This is a genomic window from Pseudoclavibacter sp. JSM 162008 (assembly GCF_041366455.1).
In the GTDB taxonomy this organism is placed as follows: Bacteria; Actinomycetota; Actinomycetes; order Actinomycetales; family Microbacteriaceae; genus Pseudoclavibacter.
Map to the genome: position 1 here is coordinate 202,406 of NZ_JBEWYX010000004.1, position 17,724 is coordinate 220,129.

Consider the following 17,724-nt stretch of genomic DNA (forward strand, 5'->3'; position numbering starts at 1 on the left):
TCCGCGAGGCGCCCGGCGTTCGTCGCACGGCCTCTGTCGAACGACGAGACCAGAGCGTCCTAGCGAGCTGCGCCGGCGAGGCTGCCCGTCGTCTGCGCGGCCTCGTCGGTGACGATGCACTGGATGAGGCGGTCATCGGCGTCATCCCAGCTCTGCTGGGTGGGAGTGAGGTAGCTGAAGTTCAGCGCGCTCTCCTCGTAGGGAAGCCCCACGAAGGTCGCGAACTGCGCCGTGCAGTCGGCTTCCGCCTGCGCGCTGATGGCTTCGTCTCCCGGGTACTCGCCCGCGGGCATCTCGACCTCGAAGTACACCTCGAAGTCGTGCGGCTCCGAGCACGGCACGACAGGTATCTCGCTGACCATGGTGCTGCCGGCGTCGTTGAAGCAGTCACCCATCGCGAGCTTGAAGACGTCGAGGTCACCCGACTCGGTGACCTCCTGCGTCTCGTCGTCGCGGACCTCGCTCTCACCACCGGAGACCTCGCTCTCGACCGAGTCCGCGATCTCCTGCGCCGCTGAGCAGCCGGTGAGGCCGAACCCGAGGAGCGCGAGTGCTCCGATCGCGAGTGCTGATGTGACGGTGCTCTTCGCCATGTTCTCCCCCTGGAGGCTCGGTGGTTTTCGCTCACTGTAGCGACAAAATGGGCGCTTCAGGACCGCTTCTCGAGAAGCAGCGCAACGGCGCGCTCCTTCCGATCAACCGGGCAGTCCGCGAAATACGCTGAGCTCGCGATGAGCGCCTGCGTGTAGCACTCGGCGTGCCCCTCGACCGCGGGGACGGTGCTGCCGTCCCAGCCGGAGAACTGCCCATATCCTTCCTCCTCCAGCACGCGGATCATCTCGTCCGGGTTCGGGAAGACGTACGCCTGCTGCGCGTGGCCCAGCTCATGGATCAGGACCGACGCGCCCACCTCCGTGATCGTCGGGAACAGCGTCGCATCATCCGCCCGCAGATGGATGCTGGCCGTCGGCGGCTCGACCGGGCAGCCGCTGCCCTCGCACCAGGACTGCTTCGTGCAGGCCTGCGCGCCCTCAGGGCAGGCCGTCTGGCCATCCGCAGCCCAGGTCGCAGGAACACCGGATGCCGCGATGAACGCGTCGATGCCTGCGTCCCCCTCCGGCCACGGACCAAGCGGGGCCGTGACGAGCGGCGGGTAGCTCAACGAGGAGCTCTGCGCATCCTCCGGCGCGACGACGACCGGTTCGAAGCGGGACTGCGTGCCGAAGACGTTGACCTCGAACCACTCGCGGACGCCCTCAGCGCTCCACGGCTCTGCCGCACTCGCACCACCCTCGTCGTCCGAGGGCACACCGGCAGGAGTCGCGAACACCAGCACCACGGCAAGCAAGGCGACGACGGCGAACAGGAACCCGCCAGACGATCGCTCGGTTCGCATGCGGTTGGGATCAGCTCCGGTAGGAGCCGCCGAACGGGTCGCTCGCGGAGCCGCCGCCCCGCATCCCGCGCTGGGAGAGCTCCCACGTCGTGCGCCGCCTGACGATGTCACGCGGTCGGTCGAGGTCCTGCGCGGACTCGATCATCGACGCGAGCACAAGCGTCGCCGCGGCGAGCTCGTCCTCGCTCGGATTGCCGCTGACCGTGCGCACGATGTGCTCGAGGCCGACGTGCGAGGGAATCTGCTCCTGGCTCACAGCGGGATGTTCCCATGCTTCTTGGGTGGCAGCGAAGCGCGCTTCGTGCGCAGCGTGCGCAACGCCTTCGCGACGATGACGCGGGTCGACGCCGGTTCGATGACCGAGTCGAGCTCACCGCGCTCCGCGGCGAGGAAGGGAGACGCCACGTTGTACGTGTACTCGTTCGCGAGGCGCGTGCGCACGGCGGCCACGTCCTCCCCGGCCTCCTCGGCGCGCTTGATCTCGCCGCGGTAGAGGATGTTCACGGCCCCCTGTCCACCCATGACGGCGATCTCGGCCGTCGGCCACGCGAAGTTCAGGTCGGCGCCGAGCTGCTTCGACCCCATGACGATGTACGCGCCGCCGTAGGCCTTGCGCAGGATGACGGTGACGAGCGGCACAGTCGCCTCCGCATACGCGTAGAGCAGCTTCGCGCCGCGGCGGATGACGCCCGACCACTCCTGGTCGGTGCCTGGCAGGTAGCCGGGCACATCCACGAGCGTGAGGATCGGGATGGAGAACGCGTCGCAGAAGCGGACGAACCTGGAGGCCTTCTCGCCGGCCTCGATGTTGAGGGTGCCCGCCATGGCGTTCGGCTGGTTCGCGACGATGCCGACAGAGGTGCCGTCGACGCGCGCGAACCCGATGATGATGTTCGGCGCGAACAGCGGCTGCACCTCGAGGAAGTCGCCGTCGTCGACGATGAGCTCGATGACCTGCTTCACGTCGTACGGCTGGTTCGGGGAGTCCGGGATGACGGTGTTGAGCTTCTTGTCGAGGTCTGTGACCTCGAGCTCCGTCTCGATGTCGTAGCTCGGCAGCTCCGCCTGGTTGTTGTCAGGGAGGAACGAGAGGAGCTGGCGCGCGTAGTCGAGCGCGTCGTCCTCGTCCGCTGCCAGGTAGTGGGAGACGCCCGAGGTGCGGTTGTGCGCGAGCGCGCCGCCCAGCTCCTCGAAGCCGACCTCCTCGCCCGTCACCGTCTTGATGACGTCGGGCCCCGTCACGAACATGTGGCTCGTCTTGTCGACCATGATGACGAAGTCCGTGAGCGCGGGGGAGTACACGGCCCCACCCGCAGCGGGACCCATGACGATGGAGATCTGCGGGATGACGCCGGAGGCCTGCGTGTTCCGGCGGAAGATCTCACCGTACTTGCCGAGCGCGACGACGCCTTCCTGGATGCGCGCCCCGCCCGAGTCGAGCATGCCGATGATCGGCACCCCCACCTTCATGGCGTGGTCCATGATCTTGATGATCTTCTCGCCGGCGACCTCGCCGAGCGAGCCGCCGAACGTCGTGAAGTCCTGCGAGTACACCGCGACTCCGCGACCGTGGATCGTGCCGGTGCCGGTGATGACCGCGTCGCCGTACGGGCGGCGCGCATCCATGCCGAACGCCGTCGTCCGGTGCCGAACGTACTCGTCCAGCTCGACGAACGAACCCGGGTCGAGGAGCTCGAGGATGCGCTCGCGGGCGGTCTTCTTGCCCTTCGCGTGCTGCTTCGACGCGGAGACCTCCTCCGCCTGCGTCACCGCTTCCGCGTGGCGGGCCCTGAGGTCGGCGATCTTGTCGGCCGTGCTCGTGGGAGTCGGGCCGGACGCTGCGGAGTCAAGTGGTGCGGAGTTCACCCGCGCTACTTTACCGGGCAACGGCTCACATGCGGCCGTACGGGTTAGCCTGAGTGCCCGGCGGCGTGCACGAGACACGCGCGACGCACGACATTTGAGAGGTTGACGGCATGACTCAGGGCACTGGTGCACCGAACGAGGCCGCGCCTCGACCGGGCGCCGAGGTAGTACCGCTCGCACCGGATGCGCAGGCGCAGCAGTGCATGCTGCCGCCGAGCGCCCCCGTCACCCCGTACGACGCGAACGCGCGCGGAGACCGGCCGGCGGATGTTCCCGAGTCACGCCGCAGCGTCTGGGGGATGTGGGCGCTCGGCGTCGCCGTCCTGTCGCTGGTCCTCGCGTTCATCCCCGTTCCCGTGCTCAACATCGCGCTCGCGCTCTCCATCGCGGCGGTCGCGTTCGTCCTCTCGATCGTCGCCCTCTGGCAGAAGCGACGCTCGAAGGCGCTCGCCATCACCGCGCTCGTCACGCTGTTCGTCGCCGTCCTCGCCTCCGTCGTGATGACGTTCGTCTACCTCTCCTTCATCGGCTCGGCGATCGCGGGCGCCCAGTGAACGCCCCCGCCATCACCCAGCTCCTCCTCGGGGGGCGCGCGGCCGGCACCGAGCTCCGCCTCATCTCCGTGCCGGAGGCGACCTCGACCAACGACGTGCTCGCCGACATCTGGGAGCGCACCGGAGGAGAGGCCAGCCAGAACCCGGCCCTCAGCACGCTGGTCACCTACGCGCAGACCGCTGGCGTCGGACGCCACGGGCGCGAATGGGTGTCCCCCCGAGGCAAGTGCCTCGCCGCATCGACGCTCGTGCGCCTCACCGACGACGAGACCGCTCCCCGCATCCTGGGCTGGCTGCCACTCATCGCGGGCCTCGCCCTCCGCAGCGCGATCCTCGAGCTCTCACCGCCCGCACCGGGCTTCCGCCCCGACGAGCAGGCGGCCCGCGTCGAGATCAAATGGCCGAACGACGTGCAGATCGACGGCAACAAGGTCGCTGGCATTCTCGGCCGAGTCCTCGGCACTCGTGACGGCGAGCTCTCCTGCGTCGTCGGCACCGGCGTCAATATCACGCTGCAGTCCGACGAGCTCCCCACCCCGCACGCGACCTCGCTCGCCCTCAGCGGCATGCTCCCCGCGCATCCGGCGGAATTGCTTCCCGCCTACCTCGCCGAGTTCGTCGCGCGCCTCGACGCGCTTCGCGCGGCACAGGGAGACGCCGTCGCGAGCGGCGCGCACGGCGAGCTGAGCGACGTCTGCTCCACCCTCCGGGCGCGAGTCGCCGCATCCCTCCCCTCGGGCGAGGTGCTGCACGGGTTCGCCACCGAGCTCACGCCAGACGGGCACCTCGTGATCCGCGGTGACAACGGTGAGACGAGAGCCGTCGCTGCGGGCGACGTCGAACGGGTGCGCCCCGAGAACGGGGCCTGATGCGCGGCCGCCCACCGCACCCGAGCGAGCAGTCCTGGGACCAGATCTTCGGTGCCCCCGCCAGCGCGCAGCCGGGCTACCAGCAGTACCCGGCGCAGCCCGCGCCCGCGCAGTACCCGAACCAGTACGCCCAGCCGGCGGCTCCCCACGCGTACACGCAGTACCCGCAGTACGGCGACCCCAGCCAGCAGCAGTACGACGGATACGCCGCGCAGCCAGACAGCGGCCCGCAGCGCCAATACGAGCCGCTCGGCATGCGCCTGCCCGAGCAGACGGTCATGCGGGTCCGCAAGCACGGGCGCCGCCTCCTGCTGCCCTCGCTGATCCTCATCGCCGGCTTCGGCGCCGCCGGCTACAACCTGGGCGCCCTGCAGGAGGCAACCATCGGGGCCCGCCACGCCTGGCTGCTCGTCTCGCTCGCCGCGATCGTCCTGCTCGGGATCGTGCCCATCGTCATGTGGCTCCAGGCGCGGAACCGAATCACCACGCACAGGGTCGTGCTCTCCCACGGCACGCTGACGAGCGAGAACCGCGAGATCCCCATGAACGCGATCGTCGACGTCACCGTCCGGCGCAACCTGTGGCAGGCGATGTTCCGCTCGGGAACGATCGTCATCACCTCGGTGTCAGGGCAGCGGCTGCGACTCGTCGACGTCCCGAGCGCGAACTCGGTCGCCGCGTGCATCCGGGAACTCAGCGGGCCGTAGGGTCGAAGAGGTCGGTCTCGGGGCGCGGGCGGGCGTCAGCTGGTCGCGACGTCCGAGTCGTTCTTGTCCTGCATCTCGGCGACGCGCTTCGGGGAGAACACCCAGAAGCGGTAGAGGATGAAGCGGAAGATCGCACCCAGGCCGATGCCCACGAGGTTCGCGATGTTGTACGCCACCAGCGAGTGGTTGTCGAGCACGGCGTTCGTGAACCAGATCGGCAGCAGACCGATGCCGAGCCCCACGAGGCTGACGCCGAAGAACTCGATCGCCTCGCGGAAGTTGTCCTGGCGCTTGTGCTGGCGGAACGTCCAGATGCGGTTGCCGATCCAGTTCGTCACGATCGCGGCGCACGTCGAGATGACCTTCGCCCAGAGCGCACCGTGCGCGACCTCACTCGGATTGAGCACGGTCAGCATGAGGACGTTGAAGAGGCCCGTGTCGACGATGAAGCCGACCCCGCCGACCAGACCGAAGTTGATGAGCTGCGCCATCATGCCCTTGGACGCGGCAATGCGCCGGAACACGTTGGCGACGCGGCCCCAGAGCGACCTCGAGGTGCGCTGGGCGGGAAGATCGAACTCCGCCGTCTCAGCAGCGACGAAGCCGACGAAATCCTCAGGCTCAGAGTGATGCGGCTCTGCGTGCTTGTGGGAGCGATTGGTCAAGCGCTCGACCTCCATCGTGGGGCACTTGCGGGGATGATGCCGCCGCAAGCAGGATAAACTGTCGGGGAGTTGTGACCCTCGTCGGAGTATAGACACGTCAGAGCACAGGCACGAGATTGCCACAGCACCGAAGGCGGGGAGAAGTCCCCTCACGTCGAATTCGATGCGGGCGCACAGACTCCTCCACGGCAGCAGACTGCCGGCACACTCTCGAACGGAGCGAACCATGGGTCAGGTCGTCGGCGTCATCGGAGCAGGGCAGCTCGCACGAATGATGCTCCCGCCCGCCATCGAGCTGGATATCGACCTGCGGGTCTTCGCCGCCAGCCGCGGTGAGAGCGCAGATCGGGCGGTCACCGAGGTCGGCGACATGCACGTGCTCGAAGAGGTGCTCGCGTTCGCCCGAGGCGTGGATGTGGTCACCTTCGACCACGAGCACGTCCCGCAGGACGTCCTCCGCGGCCTGGTCGACGCCGGTGTCGCCGTGCGGCCGGGACCCCACGCCCTCCAGTACGCGCAGGACAAGCTGCTCATGCGCCGACGGCTCGCGGAACTCGGCATCCCCATCCCCGAGTGGGCCGAAGTGCAGGACGAAGCCGAACTGCAGACCTTCATCGATGCCAACGGCGGCGTCGCAGTCCTCAAGACCCCACGCGGCGGGTACGACGGCAAGGGCGTGCGCATCGTGCGGTCCGGCGCGGAAGGCGCCGACTGGTTCGAAGCAGGCGAGCCGCTCCTCGTCGAAGAGCGAGTCGACTTCCGGCGTGAGCTCGCACAGCTCGTCGCCCGCCGTCCCTCCGGCGAGATCGCCCTCTGGCCCATCGTCGAGACCGTGCAGCGAAACGGCGTGTGCGCCGAAGTCCTCGCCCCCGCGCCCGGCGCAGAAGGAGCAGACGACCGCCTCGGCTACGTCGCCGCGACCATCGCCCAGTCCGTCGCCCTCGGCCTCGACGTCACCGGAGTGCTCGCGGTCGAGCTCTTCGAGACCACCGACCAGCGCATCCTCGTCAACGAGCTCGCCATGCGCCCCCACAACTCAGGCCACTGGACGATCGACGGATCCACGACGAGCCAGTTCGAACAGCACCTCCGCGCAGTCCTCGACCTCCCGCTCGGCGACACCGGCATGACGGCGCCGCACGCCGTCATGGTCAACGTGCTCGGCGGCCCGCAAGAAGGTAGCTACGGCGACCGCTACGAGCGGGCCATGCACGCGCATCCCGACGCGAAGATCCACAGCTACGGCAAGTCCGCGCGTCCCGGGCGGAAAGTCGGACATGTGACCGTCGCCGGTCAGGAACTCGACGACGTCGCCTACCGTGCTCGCGCAGCGGCGGCCGCCTTCGACGACGACAGCACCATCTGACGCGTGTGACCTGGGGCGCCCGGAGGAAGGGCCCCACCGGCACGCCTCAGCGGCGCCCGGCGAACCCGCGTCTACGCTTGCACGCATGAGCGAGAACCCCACCGCATCGCCCGCGCCCACCGACGAGGCCTCGCAGCAGGCGCCCCTCGTCGGCATCATCATGGGCAGCGACAGCGACTGGCGCGTCATGCACGAGGCCCGCGACGTGCTCGCGGAGTTCGGCGTCCCCGCCGAGGTCGAAGTGGTCTCCGCGCACCGCACCCCGGAGAAGCTCGTCAGCTACAGCCGCGAAGCGCGCGACCGAGGCATCCGCGTCATCATCGCCGGAGCCGGTGGCGCAGCGCACCTCCCCGGCATGGTCGCCTCCCTCACAACGCTGCCCGTCGTGGGCGTCCCCGTGCCGCTCAAGTACCTCGACGGCATGGACTCGCTGCTCTCGATCGTGCAGATGCCCGCCGGCATCCCCGTCGCGACGGTCTCCATCGGCGGAGCCAAGAACGCGGGAATCCTCGCCGCACGCATCCTCGCCACAGGCGATCAAGCGCTCGCGGCCAGACTCGCCGACTACAGTGACGGACTGCGCGACGCCGTCGAAGCCAAGAACGACGCCCTCAAGCAGTCGCTCTAGCCAAGCCGTCGCCGGCCAGACCCGTCGCCGCATCCATGCTCCTCGACCGCAGGACCCCATGACACTCACCCTCCCGCTCCGGTACCCGGACGCCAGCTCGCCGCAGCTCATGACCAGGCGCGCCTGGTGGCTGCTCGTCGCGAACTTCTTCCTGCCGGGAACCGCGCAGGTGCTGGCCGGGAACCGCAAGTTCGGGCGCTTCATGCTGTCCATCTGGCTCGGTGGCATCGCCGCGATCCTCGTGGTCGTCATCCTCGCCCTCGTGCTCCGCGGGCCCCTGCTCTTCGTCTTCTCGACGACGCTCGGCATCACGGTCGCGCACCTCGTGCTGCTCTTCTACATCGCCATGTGGGTGGTGAGCGGGCTGGACGCGCTGCGGCTCGTGCGCATCATCAAGCTCGAACAGGTCGCGCGCCCCCTCATCGCCATCGTCGGCGTCGTGCTCGTCACGGTGCCGCTCGTCTTCGCTGCGGTGACCTCGCAGGTCGCCAACCAGGGCAGGTCCGCCATCGAGGGGCTCTTCGGCGGCGCCTCCAACGGCATCCAGCTGCCAGCAGACGGTCAGCTGAACATCATGATGCTCGGTGGTGACCGCGGCGACGACCGCGAAGGGCTCCGCCCCGACTCCATCAGCGTGATGAGCTTCAACGCGTTCACCGGCAAGCTCACGACCATCGGACTGCCGAGAGCGATGGAGAGCTTCCCGTTCTCCGAGGGGCCGATGCAGGACCTCTACCCGAACCTCTACGAGGGCTGCGCCGTCGACGTCTGCTACCTCAACTCCGTCTACACCGAGGCCACGATCTCCGAGAACGGCAGCTACGCCGACGCCGGTGAGAAGGGCTCCGAGCCCGGTATCGAGGCGATGCGCGACGCCGTCGAGGGCATCACCGGGCTGAGCATCCAGTACTACGTGCTCGTCGACATGGCGGGCTTCACCGAGCTCATCGACGCCCTCGGCGGCGTCGACATCAACGTCACCGAACGCGTCGGCATCGGCATCAACGACGACGGCTCACCCGGATGGGCGCCAGCAACGGAGTTCATCGAGGTGGGACAGCAGCACATGGACGGCTCGACCGCACTCTGGTACGCCCGCTCCCGCTACGAGACCACCGACTTCGCACGCATGGAACGCCAGCGACAGCTGCAGGAGGCGATGGTGGCGACCATGACCCCCAGCAACCTGCTCGGCAAGATCGGCCCGGTCACGGATGCGCTCGAGAAGGTGGTGCAGACCGACATCCCCGAGGGCATGATCGGCTACGTCGGCGACCTCCTCCTGAAGTCCCGCAGCGGCAACAGCGTTCGCCTCGACATCGTGCCGCCGAACTTCGACCAGGGCAACCCCGACATCCCCGCCATCCACGTCGCCGTGCAGGACGCGATCGCCTCCGACCCGCCAGAGGCGCCGGCCCCCGAGGAGACCGCGCCCGCCGAGTAGCGCGCGCCCGCGCCGTCACCTCGTGGTTTCGGGATGGTTTACACGCTTCGGGATGCCTTGCAAGCCATCCCGAAGCGTGCAAGCCATCCCGAGTTGAAGTTGCGGGCGCGGACGAAGCCGCGGATCGGTACGAATCAGCAGTGGGACTATCGAGTTAGGACGCGCGGCCGCGTCGCAGTGCCGTGCGCAGCTGCGAGAAGAACGCGGTCGGGTTGGCGAGGTCTCGGTTCGTCACGCGAATCACTGTCCAACCGGCGTGCTGGAGGCGGTTGATCCGTGCGAGATCCTCCATCGCCTGCTCTTTCTCCCAGTGGTACTCCCCGTCGTACTCGACCGCGACCTTCGCTTCAGGAAAGGCGAGATCGACGCGCCCGATGAAGATGCCCCCGTCGAGAACTCGGTAGCCAACGGCCGGTTCAGGGAACCCCGCTTCGAGGATCGCAAGTCTGGTGAGTGTCTCCATAGGAGATTCGACGCCGAGGCGGATCAACGTGAGGGCTGACCGCATCCGCGTCGCTCCGACAGTGCGCCCCCAGGAATCGGTCACCGCTTGCAACTCGGCGAGCTGTGCCAGTGGTGGCACCGGGGAGTAGGGATTCTCCGAGACAGCCGGATCGTACGGACGATTGATCCCTCTGTAGCTCCGCGACGTGGTCACGAGCGCATCTCCGACGGTCACGAGTTCGCGAGTGGTGAGCGCGCGCGCGAGGAGTGCCCACGTGAGTGGAGGGGGTGCGAGCGAGAGTTCGAACTCCATGGTTCGGGCCCAGTTCGAAGCCTGGATGCTCCTCGCCCGGATATCGTTCCCGCGCGGTTTGTTACGACCGGATGGTACGACGATGTGCACGGTTCGCTCGGCTTCGAAGCGGCGTGGGAGTGGGAGCCCCCATACCCGAGCGGCCGTAGCATCGCCGAGCGCATGCCAGTCGCGCATCCGTGGGGCTAAGGCACGGGCGTAGTCGACGGCGGATTCGACAGGACGCGTGGTGAAGACGCCACGGTGTGGGCGACCGTAGTCGCCACCGTAGAGCTCGCGCGCGCTGATCCCCGCGCTCTGGCCGTCTCGTGTCGTGAACGCACGCATCCGTGGAGCCGAGCGTTCCTCGTCCTGCGATTCCATGTCCGCAACAGTAGAGATCCGTGTGCACGTGTTCGGGACTTATCCACAAGTACCGGTCACCCGGTCTCGGGATGGATTGCACGCCTCGGGATGGGTTGTAAGCCATCTGCATGCGTGAAAGCCATCCCGAAGGCCAGGCGGCCCGCCAGACGGCCCGCCACGAAGTGAGGTTCCCAGCCCGAGACGCGGCTACAGGTCGGCGTGGAAGTTCCAGACCTGGTCGGCCGAGATCTCCCACGAGAACATGCCGCCGCGGTCTTTGCCGGCGAGGCGCAGTCGACGTTCGAGGTCGCTGTCGCCGAGGACCCCGGCGATGGCGCCGGCGAGTCGTTCCGGGTAGCCGCTGTCGGCGATACCGTCGCCGCGTTCCACGACGAGGGTCGCGTCGAGCCCCACCTCGACGAGGGCGGGGTCGTCGGAGGTGATGACGGGGGTGCCGAACTTGAAGGCCTCGATGATGGGCAGACCGAATCCGGCGCTGAGGCTGGGCACGACGAGCGCGCTGGCGCGCTGGAGCGCGACGGCGAGCTGCTCGTCGGTGATGGCTCCGACGGCAACGACGCGCTCGCTGGCGACCCCGGACTCGCTGACGAGCGCGTCGAGGGTGACGTCGCCGCGCTCGGTCGGGCCGACGACGACGAGCTTGACGCCGTCGAGGCTGCGCTCGCCGAGTGCCTTGAGGAGCTGCGCGAGGCCGTGGCGCTTGTGCAGCGAGGCGAGCGTGACGATGTAGTCGTCGGGGAGTCCGAGCGTCTCGGCGATCGCATCGCCGGCCTCTTCGGACTCGGGGAGGCGGATGCTGGCTGCCGCGGCGGGGCTCATGACCCGTACGCGGTCGCCGAAGTCGTAGTGCTCGATGACCTGGTCGGCGACGGCGTTGGTCGGCACGACGATGCCGCTCGCGTAGCGGAACGCGCGGCGCAGCAGCGCCTTGTGGTGCTTGACGGTGTGCGAGCTGATGAGCTCGGGGTGGGTGAACGCCGTCATGTCATGCCAGGTGACGACCGTCTGGTCGATGCCCTGGCTGAGTGAGATGTCGCGCATGGGGGCGAGGGGAGTGAAGCTGTGGATGAACCCGCCGCCGACGGAGTTCGTGAGCAGCCCTCGAGACCAGGACGATTCGAGGCGCTCCGGACGAAGTGGAGCCTGCACGACGTTCGTCAGCCCGGGCACGCGCTCCTCGAGCAGCGCGACCTCTTCGCGCGACCGCTTGGGGATGATCGCCTCGACGTCGCACCCGCGTGGCGCGCGCACGATGAGCTGGCGTCCGAGCTCCTCGCTGTAACGCCGGGTTCCGCCTGGGCGCTCGTCGGCGGCGCGATCGAGCAGGACACGAAGGGTAACCATCAGGTTCTGAGGACTCCTTGGGCGGCGGCGTCTTCGAGTGCGTCGAGCCAGGGCCGCATGGGTGGAACTCCCGCGCTCGCCCAGGCGTCGTGGCCGAGGACGGAGTAGGCGGGTCGTGGGGCTGGACGCACGAACGCGGTGCTGTCCGTCTCTTTCACGTTGGCGGGGTCGAAGCCCGCGAGGCGGAAGATCTCTCGCGCGAAGTCGTACCAGGAGGCGATGCCCGCGTTGGTGCCGTGGTAGGTGCCTGCGGGTGCGTCGGCGTCGACGAGCGCGACGATCTGGGCCGCGAGGTCTGCCGAGGAGGTGGGCTGTCCGAGCTGGTCGGACACGACCGAGACCTCGGGCTTGGTGGCCGCGAGGCGCGCCATGGTCTTCGCGAAGTTCGGGCCGTCGGCCCCGTAGAGCCAGGCGGTGCGCACGATGTAGGAGGCGTCCGGCAGGGCGTCGCGCACGGCCGTCTCGCCCGCCGCTTTCGTGCGGCCGTAGGCGGAGATCGGGTCGTGGTCGGCGTCTTCCTCGTACGGGGACGTCGCGTCGCCGCGGAACACGTAGTCGGTGGACACATGCACGAGCTTCGCGCCGTGCTCGGCGCACGCGGCGGCGAGCACGGCGGGACCGGTCGCGTTCACCGCGTAGGCGGTGTCCTCGTCGGTCTCCGCGCCATCCACGTTGGTGTAGGCGGCGGCGTTGATGACGACGTCCATCCCCGCCACGGCGGCCGCGACCGCCGCGGGGTCGGTGATGTCGAGCGCGGCGCGATCCAAGGCGGTGACGTCCCGGCCCGCGAGGGCACGCTGGAGGTCACGGCCGAGCATCCCGGATGCACCCGTGATCAGGAACCGCGCGGCGGCCGCTGGTGCGGCCGCCGCGGCGGGGACAGACGTCGAATCGGTCACAGGGCAGCGCGCTCCTTCAGCGGCTCCCACCAGGTGCGGTTGTCGCGGTACCACTGCACCACGTCAGCCAGGCCCTGCTCGAACGGAACCTTCGGCTCGTAGCCCAGCTCGCGCTGGATCTTCGAGATGTCGACCGAGTAGCGCAGGTCATGGCCGAGGCGGTCCTGGACGCGGTCGACGTACGACCAGTCCTTGCCGGTCGCGTCGAGCAGGAGCTGCGTGAGCTCCTTGTTCGTTAGCTCCGTGCCGCCGCCGATGTTGTAGATCTCACCGGGCTTGCCGCCGACGAGCACCATCGCGATGCCGCGGCAGTGGTCGTCCACGTGCAGCCAGTCGCGGATGTTGTTGCCCTCGCCGTAGAGGGGAACGTGCTTGTCGTCGATGAGGTTCGTGACGAACAGCGGGATGACCTTCTCGGGGAAGTGGTACGGGCCGTAGTTGTTCGAGCAGCGCGTGATCGACACGTTCAGGCCGTGCGTGCGGTGGTATGAGCGCGCGATGAGGTCGGAGGATGCCTTCGACGCCGAGTACGGCGAGTTCGGCTCGAGCGGGAACGTCTCGCTCCAGCTTCCCTCTTCGATGGAGCCGTACACCTCGTCGGTGGAGACGTGCACGAAGCGGGGAAGCTCGTGGCGAAGCGCGGCGTCGAGCAGCTTCTGCGTGCCGACGACGTTCGTCTCGATGAACACGGACGCGTCGCGGACGGAGCGGTCGACGTGCGACTCAGCGGCGAAGTGGACGACTGCATCGACCTTCGGGATCCACTCGTCGAGCACGACGTCGTCGGTGATGTCACCCTCGACGAACGTGAACCGCTCGGAGTCGGACACGGGAGCGAGGTTCTCGAGGTTTCCCGAGTAGGTCAGCTTGTCCAGGACGACGACCTCGACGCCTTCCAGACCCTCGTACTGGTCCTGGAGCGCGCGGCGCACGAAGTTCGAGCCGATGAAGCCGGCCCCGCCGGTCACGAGAAGTTTCATACCTGTCCTGTTCAATCGTCGGCCGGGCTGTGCCGATGGAAATTTGCCGATGGTTGTGCGGTTCGAGCGGCGCGGTGTGACCCGCGCGCGGTCGGAGCTACTCTAGCGCGGCCCTCCGACGTGCTACCACAGTCGTGCGGTGATGAGCGTGGCGAGGGCGGCGCGATCGCGCGGTCTGCGGCGCAGCTGACGCCAGCGTCGCACGAGCCGCAGCGCGTCCCGGTACGTGAACTCCACGAGGATCTCGTGCAGCCACTGCAGCCTCGGCAGCTCTCCCGGGGAGGCGATGTGGATGCACGCCTCGACGGTCAGCTGCACCTGCCCGCGGTGCCAGCGGTTGGAGGTGAGGCGGAGCCGTTTCCAGGCCTGGGCGAGGCCGGTGTTCGCGCCGACCGCGTTGGCGACGTGCTGCCGGTAGTCGACGGTCGACTCGCCGTCGATGATCCAGTGCAGACCGGCGGCGCGCGCGAGGGCGTAGATCAGCCAGTCGTGCGCGAAGGCCTCGCGTGCGGGGGAGTCGGGGTTGTCGAGCTGCTCGGCGACGAGGTGCGCGAAGCGCCTCGTGAGCAGGAACGTCGACCCGGGGCCCGGCGTCTCGAAGAGGTGGTCGGCGAGGCGCTGGGGGTAGTCCTTCTTGATGAGGATGCGCGTGCCGTCTTCCGAGAAGGCGGTCACGTTCGAGGAGACGCCGTCGGCGTGGCCCTCGGTGAGGAGGCGGATGTGGCGCTCGAGCTTGCCCGGCATCCACACGTCGTCCTGGTCTGCGAAGCCGACGTAGTCGTACTCCTCGACTGGGATCGTCGTGAGCAGGCGGAAGAAGTTCGGGGCGGGGGCGCCGAAGGTCTCGGGCGGCAGGATCGTGATGCGTGCGTCGGCTGCGGCCCGCTCGGCGAGGAGCTCGAGGGTGCCGTCGGTCGATCCGTCGTCGGAGACGAACACGTGGAGGTCGGCCCCTGCCTGGTCGAGGATCGAGTCGAGCTGCTCGTCGAGGTAGGTCCTGCCCATGTGCGTCGCGAGGAGGACGGCGACGCGCGGCGGCGTGCGCGACTCGGCGTTGGTGTGCATCCGTCGTCCTCTTTCTCTCTTGCGTGCGGCGAACCCTGTGGGTCGGGCAGGTCGCCAGCCCCCAAGTATGGCCGAGTGCGTCTAAGCGCGATCGCTGCACGCACCGCACTAGACTCCTCGGCATGGAGATTCGCGAACTCAGCATCCCAGACAGCTACGAGATCACGCCGAAGCAGTTCGGCGACGACCGCGGCGTGTTCTTGGAGTGGTACCGCTTCGACAAGCTCGCAGAAGCTGTCGGGCACTCGATCGACCTCAAGCAGGCGAACACCTCGGTGTCGACGCGTGGCGTGGTCCGGGGCATCCACTTCGCGGACATCCCGCCGAGCCAGTCCAAGTACGTGACGTGCACGCGCGGCGCCGTGCTCGACTTCGTCATCGACATCCGCACGGGGTCGCCGAAGTTCGGCGAGTGGGACTCGGTCCGTCTCGATGACGTCGACCGCAAGGCGATCTACCTCTCCGAGGGCCTCGGTCACGCGTTCGTCGCGCTGACCGACGACGCGACGGTCAGCTACCTCGTCACCGACACGTATCACGCGGAGCGCGAGCACGGCATCAACCCGCTCGACAAGGACGTCGACCTGCGGTTCCCCGAGGAGGCCGGCGAGCTGCTGCTCTCCCCGAAGGACACGGATGCTCCCTCGCTCGCCGAGGCGGCCGCGTCCGGACTCCTCCCCAGCTGGGAAGAGGCTCGCGCCTACTACGCGGAGCTCAGCGCGAAGGCGGGTGCGTAGCCATGAAGGGAATCATCCTCGCCGGCGGGTCGGGCACGCGCCTGTGGCCGATCACCAAGGGCATCTCGAAGCAGCTCATGCCCATCTACGACAAGCCGATGATCTACTACCCGCTGTCGACGCTCATGATGGCGGACATCCGCGAGGTGCTGATCATCACGACGCCCGAGTACAACGAGCAGTTCCGCGCCCTGCTGGGTGACGGCTCGCAGCTCGGGATGCGCATCGAGTACGCCGTGCAGCCGTCGCCGGATGGGCTCGCGCAGGCGTTCATCATCGGCGAGGAGTTCATCGGCGACGACTCGGTCGCGCTGGTGCTCGGCGACAACATCTTCCACGGCTCTGGCCTCGGCTCGTCGCTGCGCGGCAACAACGTGCTCGACGGCGGCCTGATCTTCGCGTACCACGTGTCGAACCCGGTCGCGTACGGCGTCGTGGAGTTCGACGAGGACAACAAGGCCGTGTCGATCGAGGAGAAGCCGGAGGTGCCGAAGTCGAACTACGCGGTGCCCGGCCTCTACTTCTACGACAACGACGTGGTCGAGATCGCGAAGAACGTCGAGCCTTCGGCGCGTGGCGAGCTGGAGATCTCGAGCATCAACTCGGCGTACCTGGATGCGGGCAAGCTGCAGGTGCAGGTCCTCGACCGTGGCACGGCGTGGCTGGACACGGGCACGTTCGAGTCGATGATGCAGGCGAGCGAGTACGTGCGCGTCATCGAGGACCGCCAGGGCTTCAAGATCGGCTGCATCGAGGAGATCGCCTGGCGTGCCGGGTGGATCGACGACGCCGAGTTCGCTGAGCTCGCGAAGCCGCTGCAGAAGAGCGGATACGGACGCTACATGCAGGGACTGCTCGCGTAGCGAGTCCTTCATGATGGCGAAGGCCGTGACTCGTCCGAGTCACGGCCTTCGTCGTCGGCGTCGCAGCCGGGGTTCAGCTCCCGGTGTGCGCGTCGCGGTCCCGCAGCGACTGGAAGAGGTCGCGGGCGATGTCGTAGCTGCCGCGCGAGTAGGTGCGGTAGCGGCCCCGCAGGGTCCACCTGAGGATGCGGGGCACGCGCCGGATTCGTGCGGTCGGCAGCTGGACCCTCTGCCGTTCGTGGGCGACCTTGCGCCGCACGTGGGCTTCCTGCTCTGCCGTGCCGCCGAGTTCGGTGACGCGCTTGAGGAGGGCGACGGCGCGGCGGTAGCGGCGCAGCTGGTCGGCCGAGCCGTCCTTCGTCGCCTGCGCGATCTTGACCTGCAGCGTCGGCGCGGTCTGCCCGATCTGGTTGTCCGTGTGCTGCCGGTAGTCGATGAGGGGCTCGCGGACGACGCGGAGGCCGTTGACGAGGGCGGCTGTCGTCGCGAGCCACTCGTCGTGGATCCAGGGGGCCGGCGCATTGCCTGCCCGGAAGACGAGGGATGCGCGCAGCATCATGGTCGCGCCGGTCACGAAGTTGCGGGCGGTGAGCGCTTCGAGCTGCCGCCCGTTCTCGTAGTCGCGCCACTCGGTCTGCGTGATCTCGAGCGAGTCGAGGAGGGTGCCGCCGATGGGCTCGCCGTCTTCGTCCACGAGGAGCGCGTCCGAGTGGGCGAGGAGCGCCTCGTCGTCACCGAGGAGGGCTGCGAGGAGGTGCTCGACCTTCTTGGGGTGCCAGACGTCGTCCTGGTCGCTCGTCGCGAGGTACTCGGTGCGGGCCTCGCCGAGGGCGAAGCTGAAGTTCGCGCTGACACGCAGCGGCTCGTCTCGCGTGTAGATGCGGAACGCCCGGTCGGAGGCTTCGAGCACGCGGCGGGCGAGCTCCACCGTGCCGTCGCTGGACGCGTCGTCCGAGACGATGATCTCGGCGACGGGGTGGCTCTGCGACAGGATGCTCAGCAGCTGCTGCTCGAAGAATCTCTCGCCGTTGTGCGTGCAGACGACCGCGGTGACGGCGGCGTCTCCGAGTCGCGGCTCGCGTGCGTCCTCTGGTCGGCGTTCGGCGACGAGTCGCGAAGCTGGCATCTGCTCTCCTGGGTCTGGTGCGCGGTGGTGCTAGCTTGGCACGAGTCTGCACGCGCTCAGGGGAGGAGTCGGCCGTATCGGCCACCCGCGAC

General features: G+C 68.4%; 19 protein-coding genes. 8 read left to right on the top strand and 11 right to left on the bottom strand.

Annotated elements, in window-relative coordinates; translation table 11 throughout:
• Window positions 1-59: 59 nt before the first annotated feature.
• The 4 genes from ABVF28_RS05130 to ABVF28_RS05145 are packed head-to-tail and all read right to left on the bottom strand — an operon-like array spanning window position 60 to window position 3,262.
• On the bottom strand, window positions 60-593 hold the full coding sequence (locus tag ABVF28_RS05130) for a septum formation family protein (protein ID WP_104312820.1): 534 nt from the start codon (window positions 591-593) through the stop codon (window positions 60-62).
• A 56-nt stretch (window positions 594-649) separates the two neighbouring features.
• Window positions 650-1,396 (bottom strand): hypothetical protein, encoded by a 747-nt coding sequence (locus tag ABVF28_RS05135; RefSeq protein ID WP_371029707.1) that lies wholly within the window; start codon window positions 1,394-1,396, stop codon window positions 650-652.
• Window positions 1,397-1,406: 10 nt separating this feature from the next.
• On the bottom strand, window positions 1,407-1,652 hold the full coding sequence (locus tag ABVF28_RS05140; protein ID WP_244296236.1) for an acyl-CoA carboxylase subunit epsilon: 246 nt from the start codon (window positions 1,650-1,652) through the stop codon (window positions 1,407-1,409).
• Window positions 1,649-3,262: an acyl-CoA carboxylase subunit beta gene (locus tag ABVF28_RS05145; protein ID WP_104252231.1), complete on the bottom strand. Its 1,614-nt coding sequence runs from the start codon at window positions 3,260-3,262 to the stop codon at window positions 1,649-1,651. The genes ABVF28_RS05140 and ABVF28_RS05145 overlap by 4 nt, the downstream gene beginning before the upstream one ends.
• A 110-nt stretch (window positions 3,263-3,372) precedes the next feature.
• Here ABVF28_RS05145 and ABVF28_RS05150 point away from each other — a divergent pair, with 110 nt between their 5' ends.
• Genes ABVF28_RS05150 through ABVF28_RS05160 form a run of 3 tightly spaced genes read left to right on the top strand, consistent with a single transcriptional unit; the run spans window position 3,373 to window position 5,392 of the window.
• Window positions 3,373-3,816 carry a hypothetical protein gene (locus ABVF28_RS05150; protein WP_371029708.1) on the top strand — a complete coding sequence of 148 codons (444 nt, stop codon included), beginning with the start codon at window positions 3,373-3,375 and terminating at the stop codon, window positions 3,814-3,816.
• Window positions 3,813-4,685, top strand: a complete 873-nt coding sequence (locus ABVF28_RS05155; protein ID WP_146080834.1) for a biotin--[acetyl-CoA-carboxylase] ligase — start codon at window positions 3,813-3,815, stop codon at window positions 4,683-4,685. Before ABVF28_RS05150 ends, ABVF28_RS05155 begins: the two co-directional genes overlap by 4 nt.
• Entirely contained in the window at window positions 4,685-5,392 is a 708-nt protein-coding gene (locus tag ABVF28_RS05160; protein ID WP_371029709.1) for a PH domain-containing protein, read from the top strand. Before ABVF28_RS05155 ends, ABVF28_RS05160 begins: the two co-directional genes overlap by 1 nt.
• 35 nt (window positions 5,393-5,427) lie before the next feature.
• Here ABVF28_RS05160 and ABVF28_RS05165 read toward each other — a convergent pair whose 3' ends face one another.
• A complete protein-coding gene (locus ABVF28_RS05165; RefSeq protein ID WP_181027037.1) occupies window positions 5,428-6,057 on the bottom strand; it encodes a GtrA family protein in 630 nt (209 codons plus the stop codon).
• Between the two features lie 163 nt (window positions 6,058-6,220).
• Here ABVF28_RS05165 and ABVF28_RS05170 point away from each other — a divergent pair, with 163 nt between their 5' ends.
• The 3 genes from ABVF28_RS05170 (at window position 6,221) to ABVF28_RS05180 (ending at window position 9,495) form a co-directional block, all read left to right on the top strand.
• The gene (locus tag ABVF28_RS05170) at window positions 6,221-7,423 is read left to right on the top strand and encodes a 5-(carboxyamino)imidazole ribonucleotide synthase (RefSeq protein ID WP_371029710.1); all 1,203 of its coding nucleotides are present in this window, start codon (window positions 6,221-6,223) and stop codon (window positions 7,421-7,423) included.
• An 85-nt stretch (window positions 7,424-7,508) separates the two neighbouring features.
• Window positions 7,509-8,051 carry a 5-(carboxyamino)imidazole ribonucleotide mutase gene (gene purE, locus ABVF28_RS05175; RefSeq protein WP_271984482.1) on the top strand — a complete coding sequence of 181 codons (543 nt, stop codon included), beginning with the start codon at window positions 7,509-7,511 and terminating at the stop codon, window positions 8,049-8,051.
• 58 nt (window positions 8,052-8,109) lie between these two features.
• Complete coding sequence (locus tag ABVF28_RS05180; RefSeq protein ID WP_371029711.1) at window positions 8,110-9,495, top strand: LCP family protein; 1,386 nt, start codon at window positions 8,110-8,112, stop codon at window positions 9,493-9,495.
• A gap of 154 nt (window positions 9,496-9,649) precedes the next feature.
• On the opposite strand, the gene ABVF28_RS05185 is transcribed toward ABVF28_RS05180, so the two are convergent.
• From ABVF28_RS05185 to ABVF28_RS05205, 5 genes are all read right to left on the bottom strand, one after another.
• Window positions 9,650-10,615, bottom strand: coding sequence for an endonuclease domain-containing protein (locus tag ABVF28_RS05185; protein WP_371029712.1), 966 nt, complete (start codon window positions 10,613-10,615; stop codon window positions 9,650-9,652).
• Window positions 10,616-10,804: 189 nt separating this feature from the next.
• Complete coding sequence (locus ABVF28_RS05190) at window positions 10,805-11,962, bottom strand: glycosyltransferase family 1 protein (protein ID WP_179557938.1); 1,158 nt, start codon at window positions 11,960-11,962, stop codon at window positions 10,805-10,807.
• Entirely contained in the window at window positions 11,962-12,861 is a 900-nt protein-coding gene (rfbD, locus tag ABVF28_RS05195; protein WP_371029713.1) for a dTDP-4-dehydrorhamnose reductase, read from the bottom strand. Before rfbD ends, ABVF28_RS05190 begins: the two co-directional genes overlap by 1 nt.
• Window positions 12,858-13,841, bottom strand: a complete 984-nt coding sequence (gene rfbB / locus ABVF28_RS05200; protein WP_104252240.1) for a dTDP-glucose 4,6-dehydratase — start codon at window positions 13,839-13,841, stop codon at window positions 12,858-12,860. Before rfbB ends, rfbD begins: the two co-directional genes overlap by 4 nt.
• 123 nt (window positions 13,842-13,964) lie before the next feature.
• On the bottom strand, window positions 13,965-14,906 hold the full coding sequence (locus ABVF28_RS05205) for a glycosyltransferase (RefSeq protein ID WP_371029714.1): 942 nt from the start codon (window positions 14,904-14,906) through the stop codon (window positions 13,965-13,967).
• 122 nt (window positions 14,907-15,028) lie between these two features.
• On the opposite strand from ABVF28_RS05205, the gene ABVF28_RS05210 reads away from it, so the two are divergent.
• Both ABVF28_RS05210 and rfbA read left to right on the top strand, forming a co-directional pair.
• Window positions 15,029-15,643 (top strand): dTDP-4-dehydrorhamnose 3,5-epimerase family protein, encoded by a 615-nt coding sequence (locus ABVF28_RS05210; RefSeq protein WP_068479667.1) that lies wholly within the window; start codon window positions 15,029-15,031, stop codon window positions 15,641-15,643.
• Between the two features lie 2 nt (window positions 15,644-15,645).
• On the top strand, window positions 15,646-16,506 hold the full coding sequence (rfbA, locus tag ABVF28_RS05215; RefSeq protein WP_104252242.1) for a glucose-1-phosphate thymidylyltransferase RfbA: 861 nt from the start codon (window positions 15,646-15,648) through the stop codon (window positions 16,504-16,506).
• Window positions 16,507-16,579: 73 nt separating this feature from the next.
• On the opposite strand, the gene ABVF28_RS05220 is transcribed toward rfbA, so the two are convergent.
• Window positions 16,580-17,632 carry a glycosyltransferase gene (locus ABVF28_RS05220; protein WP_371029715.1) on the bottom strand — a complete coding sequence of 351 codons (1,053 nt, stop codon included), beginning with the start codon at window positions 17,630-17,632 and terminating at the stop codon, window positions 16,580-16,582.
• Window positions 17,633-17,724 lie beyond the last annotated feature (92 nt).

Coding starts and splice junctions, on each gene's coding strand:
- ABVF28_RS05205 (WP_371029714.1), bottom strand. CDS start 14,906: ATGCACACCAACGCCGAGTCGCGCACGCCGCCGCGCGTCGCCGTCCTC.
- rfbA (WP_104252242.1), top strand. CDS start 15,646: ATGAAGGGAATCATCCTCGCCGGCGGGTCGGGCACGCGCCTGTGGCCG.
- ABVF28_RS05160 (WP_371029709.1), top strand. CDS start 4,685: ATGCGCGGCCGCCCACCGCACCCGAGCGAGCAGTCCTGGGACCAGATC.
- ABVF28_RS05180 (WP_371029711.1), top strand. CDS start 8,110: ATGACACTCACCCTCCCGCTCCGGTACCCGGACGCCAGCTCGCCGCAG.
- ABVF28_RS05210 (WP_068479667.1), top strand. CDS start 15,029: ATGGAGATTCGCGAACTCAGCATCCCAGACAGCTACGAGATCACGCCG.
- ABVF28_RS05220 (WP_371029715.1), bottom strand. CDS start 17,632: ATGCCAGCTTCGCGACTCGTCGCCGAACGCCGACCAGAGGACGCACGC.
- ABVF28_RS05170 (WP_371029710.1), top strand. CDS start 6,221: ATGCGGGCGCACAGACTCCTCCACGGCAGCAGACTGCCGGCACACTCT.
- ABVF28_RS05185 (WP_371029712.1), bottom strand. CDS start 10,615: ATGGAATCGCAGGACGAGGAACGCTCGGCTCCACGGATGCGTGCGTTC.
- ABVF28_RS05135 (WP_371029707.1), bottom strand. CDS start 1,396: ATGCGAACCGAGCGATCGTCTGGCGGGTTCCTGTTCGCCGTCGTCGCC.
- ABVF28_RS05130 (WP_104312820.1), bottom strand. CDS start 593: ATGGCGAAGAGCACCGTCACATCAGCACTCGCGATCGGAGCACTCGCG.
- ABVF28_RS05190 (WP_179557938.1), bottom strand. CDS start 11,962: ATGGTTACCCTTCGTGTCCTGCTCGATCGCGCCGCCGACGAGCGCCCA.
- rfbB (WP_104252240.1), bottom strand. CDS start 13,841: ATGAAACTTCTCGTGACCGGCGGGGCCGGCTTCATCGGCTCGAACTTC.
- purE (WP_271984482.1), top strand. CDS start 7,509: ATGAGCGAGAACCCCACCGCATCGCCCGCGCCCACCGACGAGGCCTCG.
- ABVF28_RS05150 (WP_371029708.1), top strand. CDS start 3,373: ATGACTCAGGGCACTGGTGCACCGAACGAGGCCGCGCCTCGACCGGGC.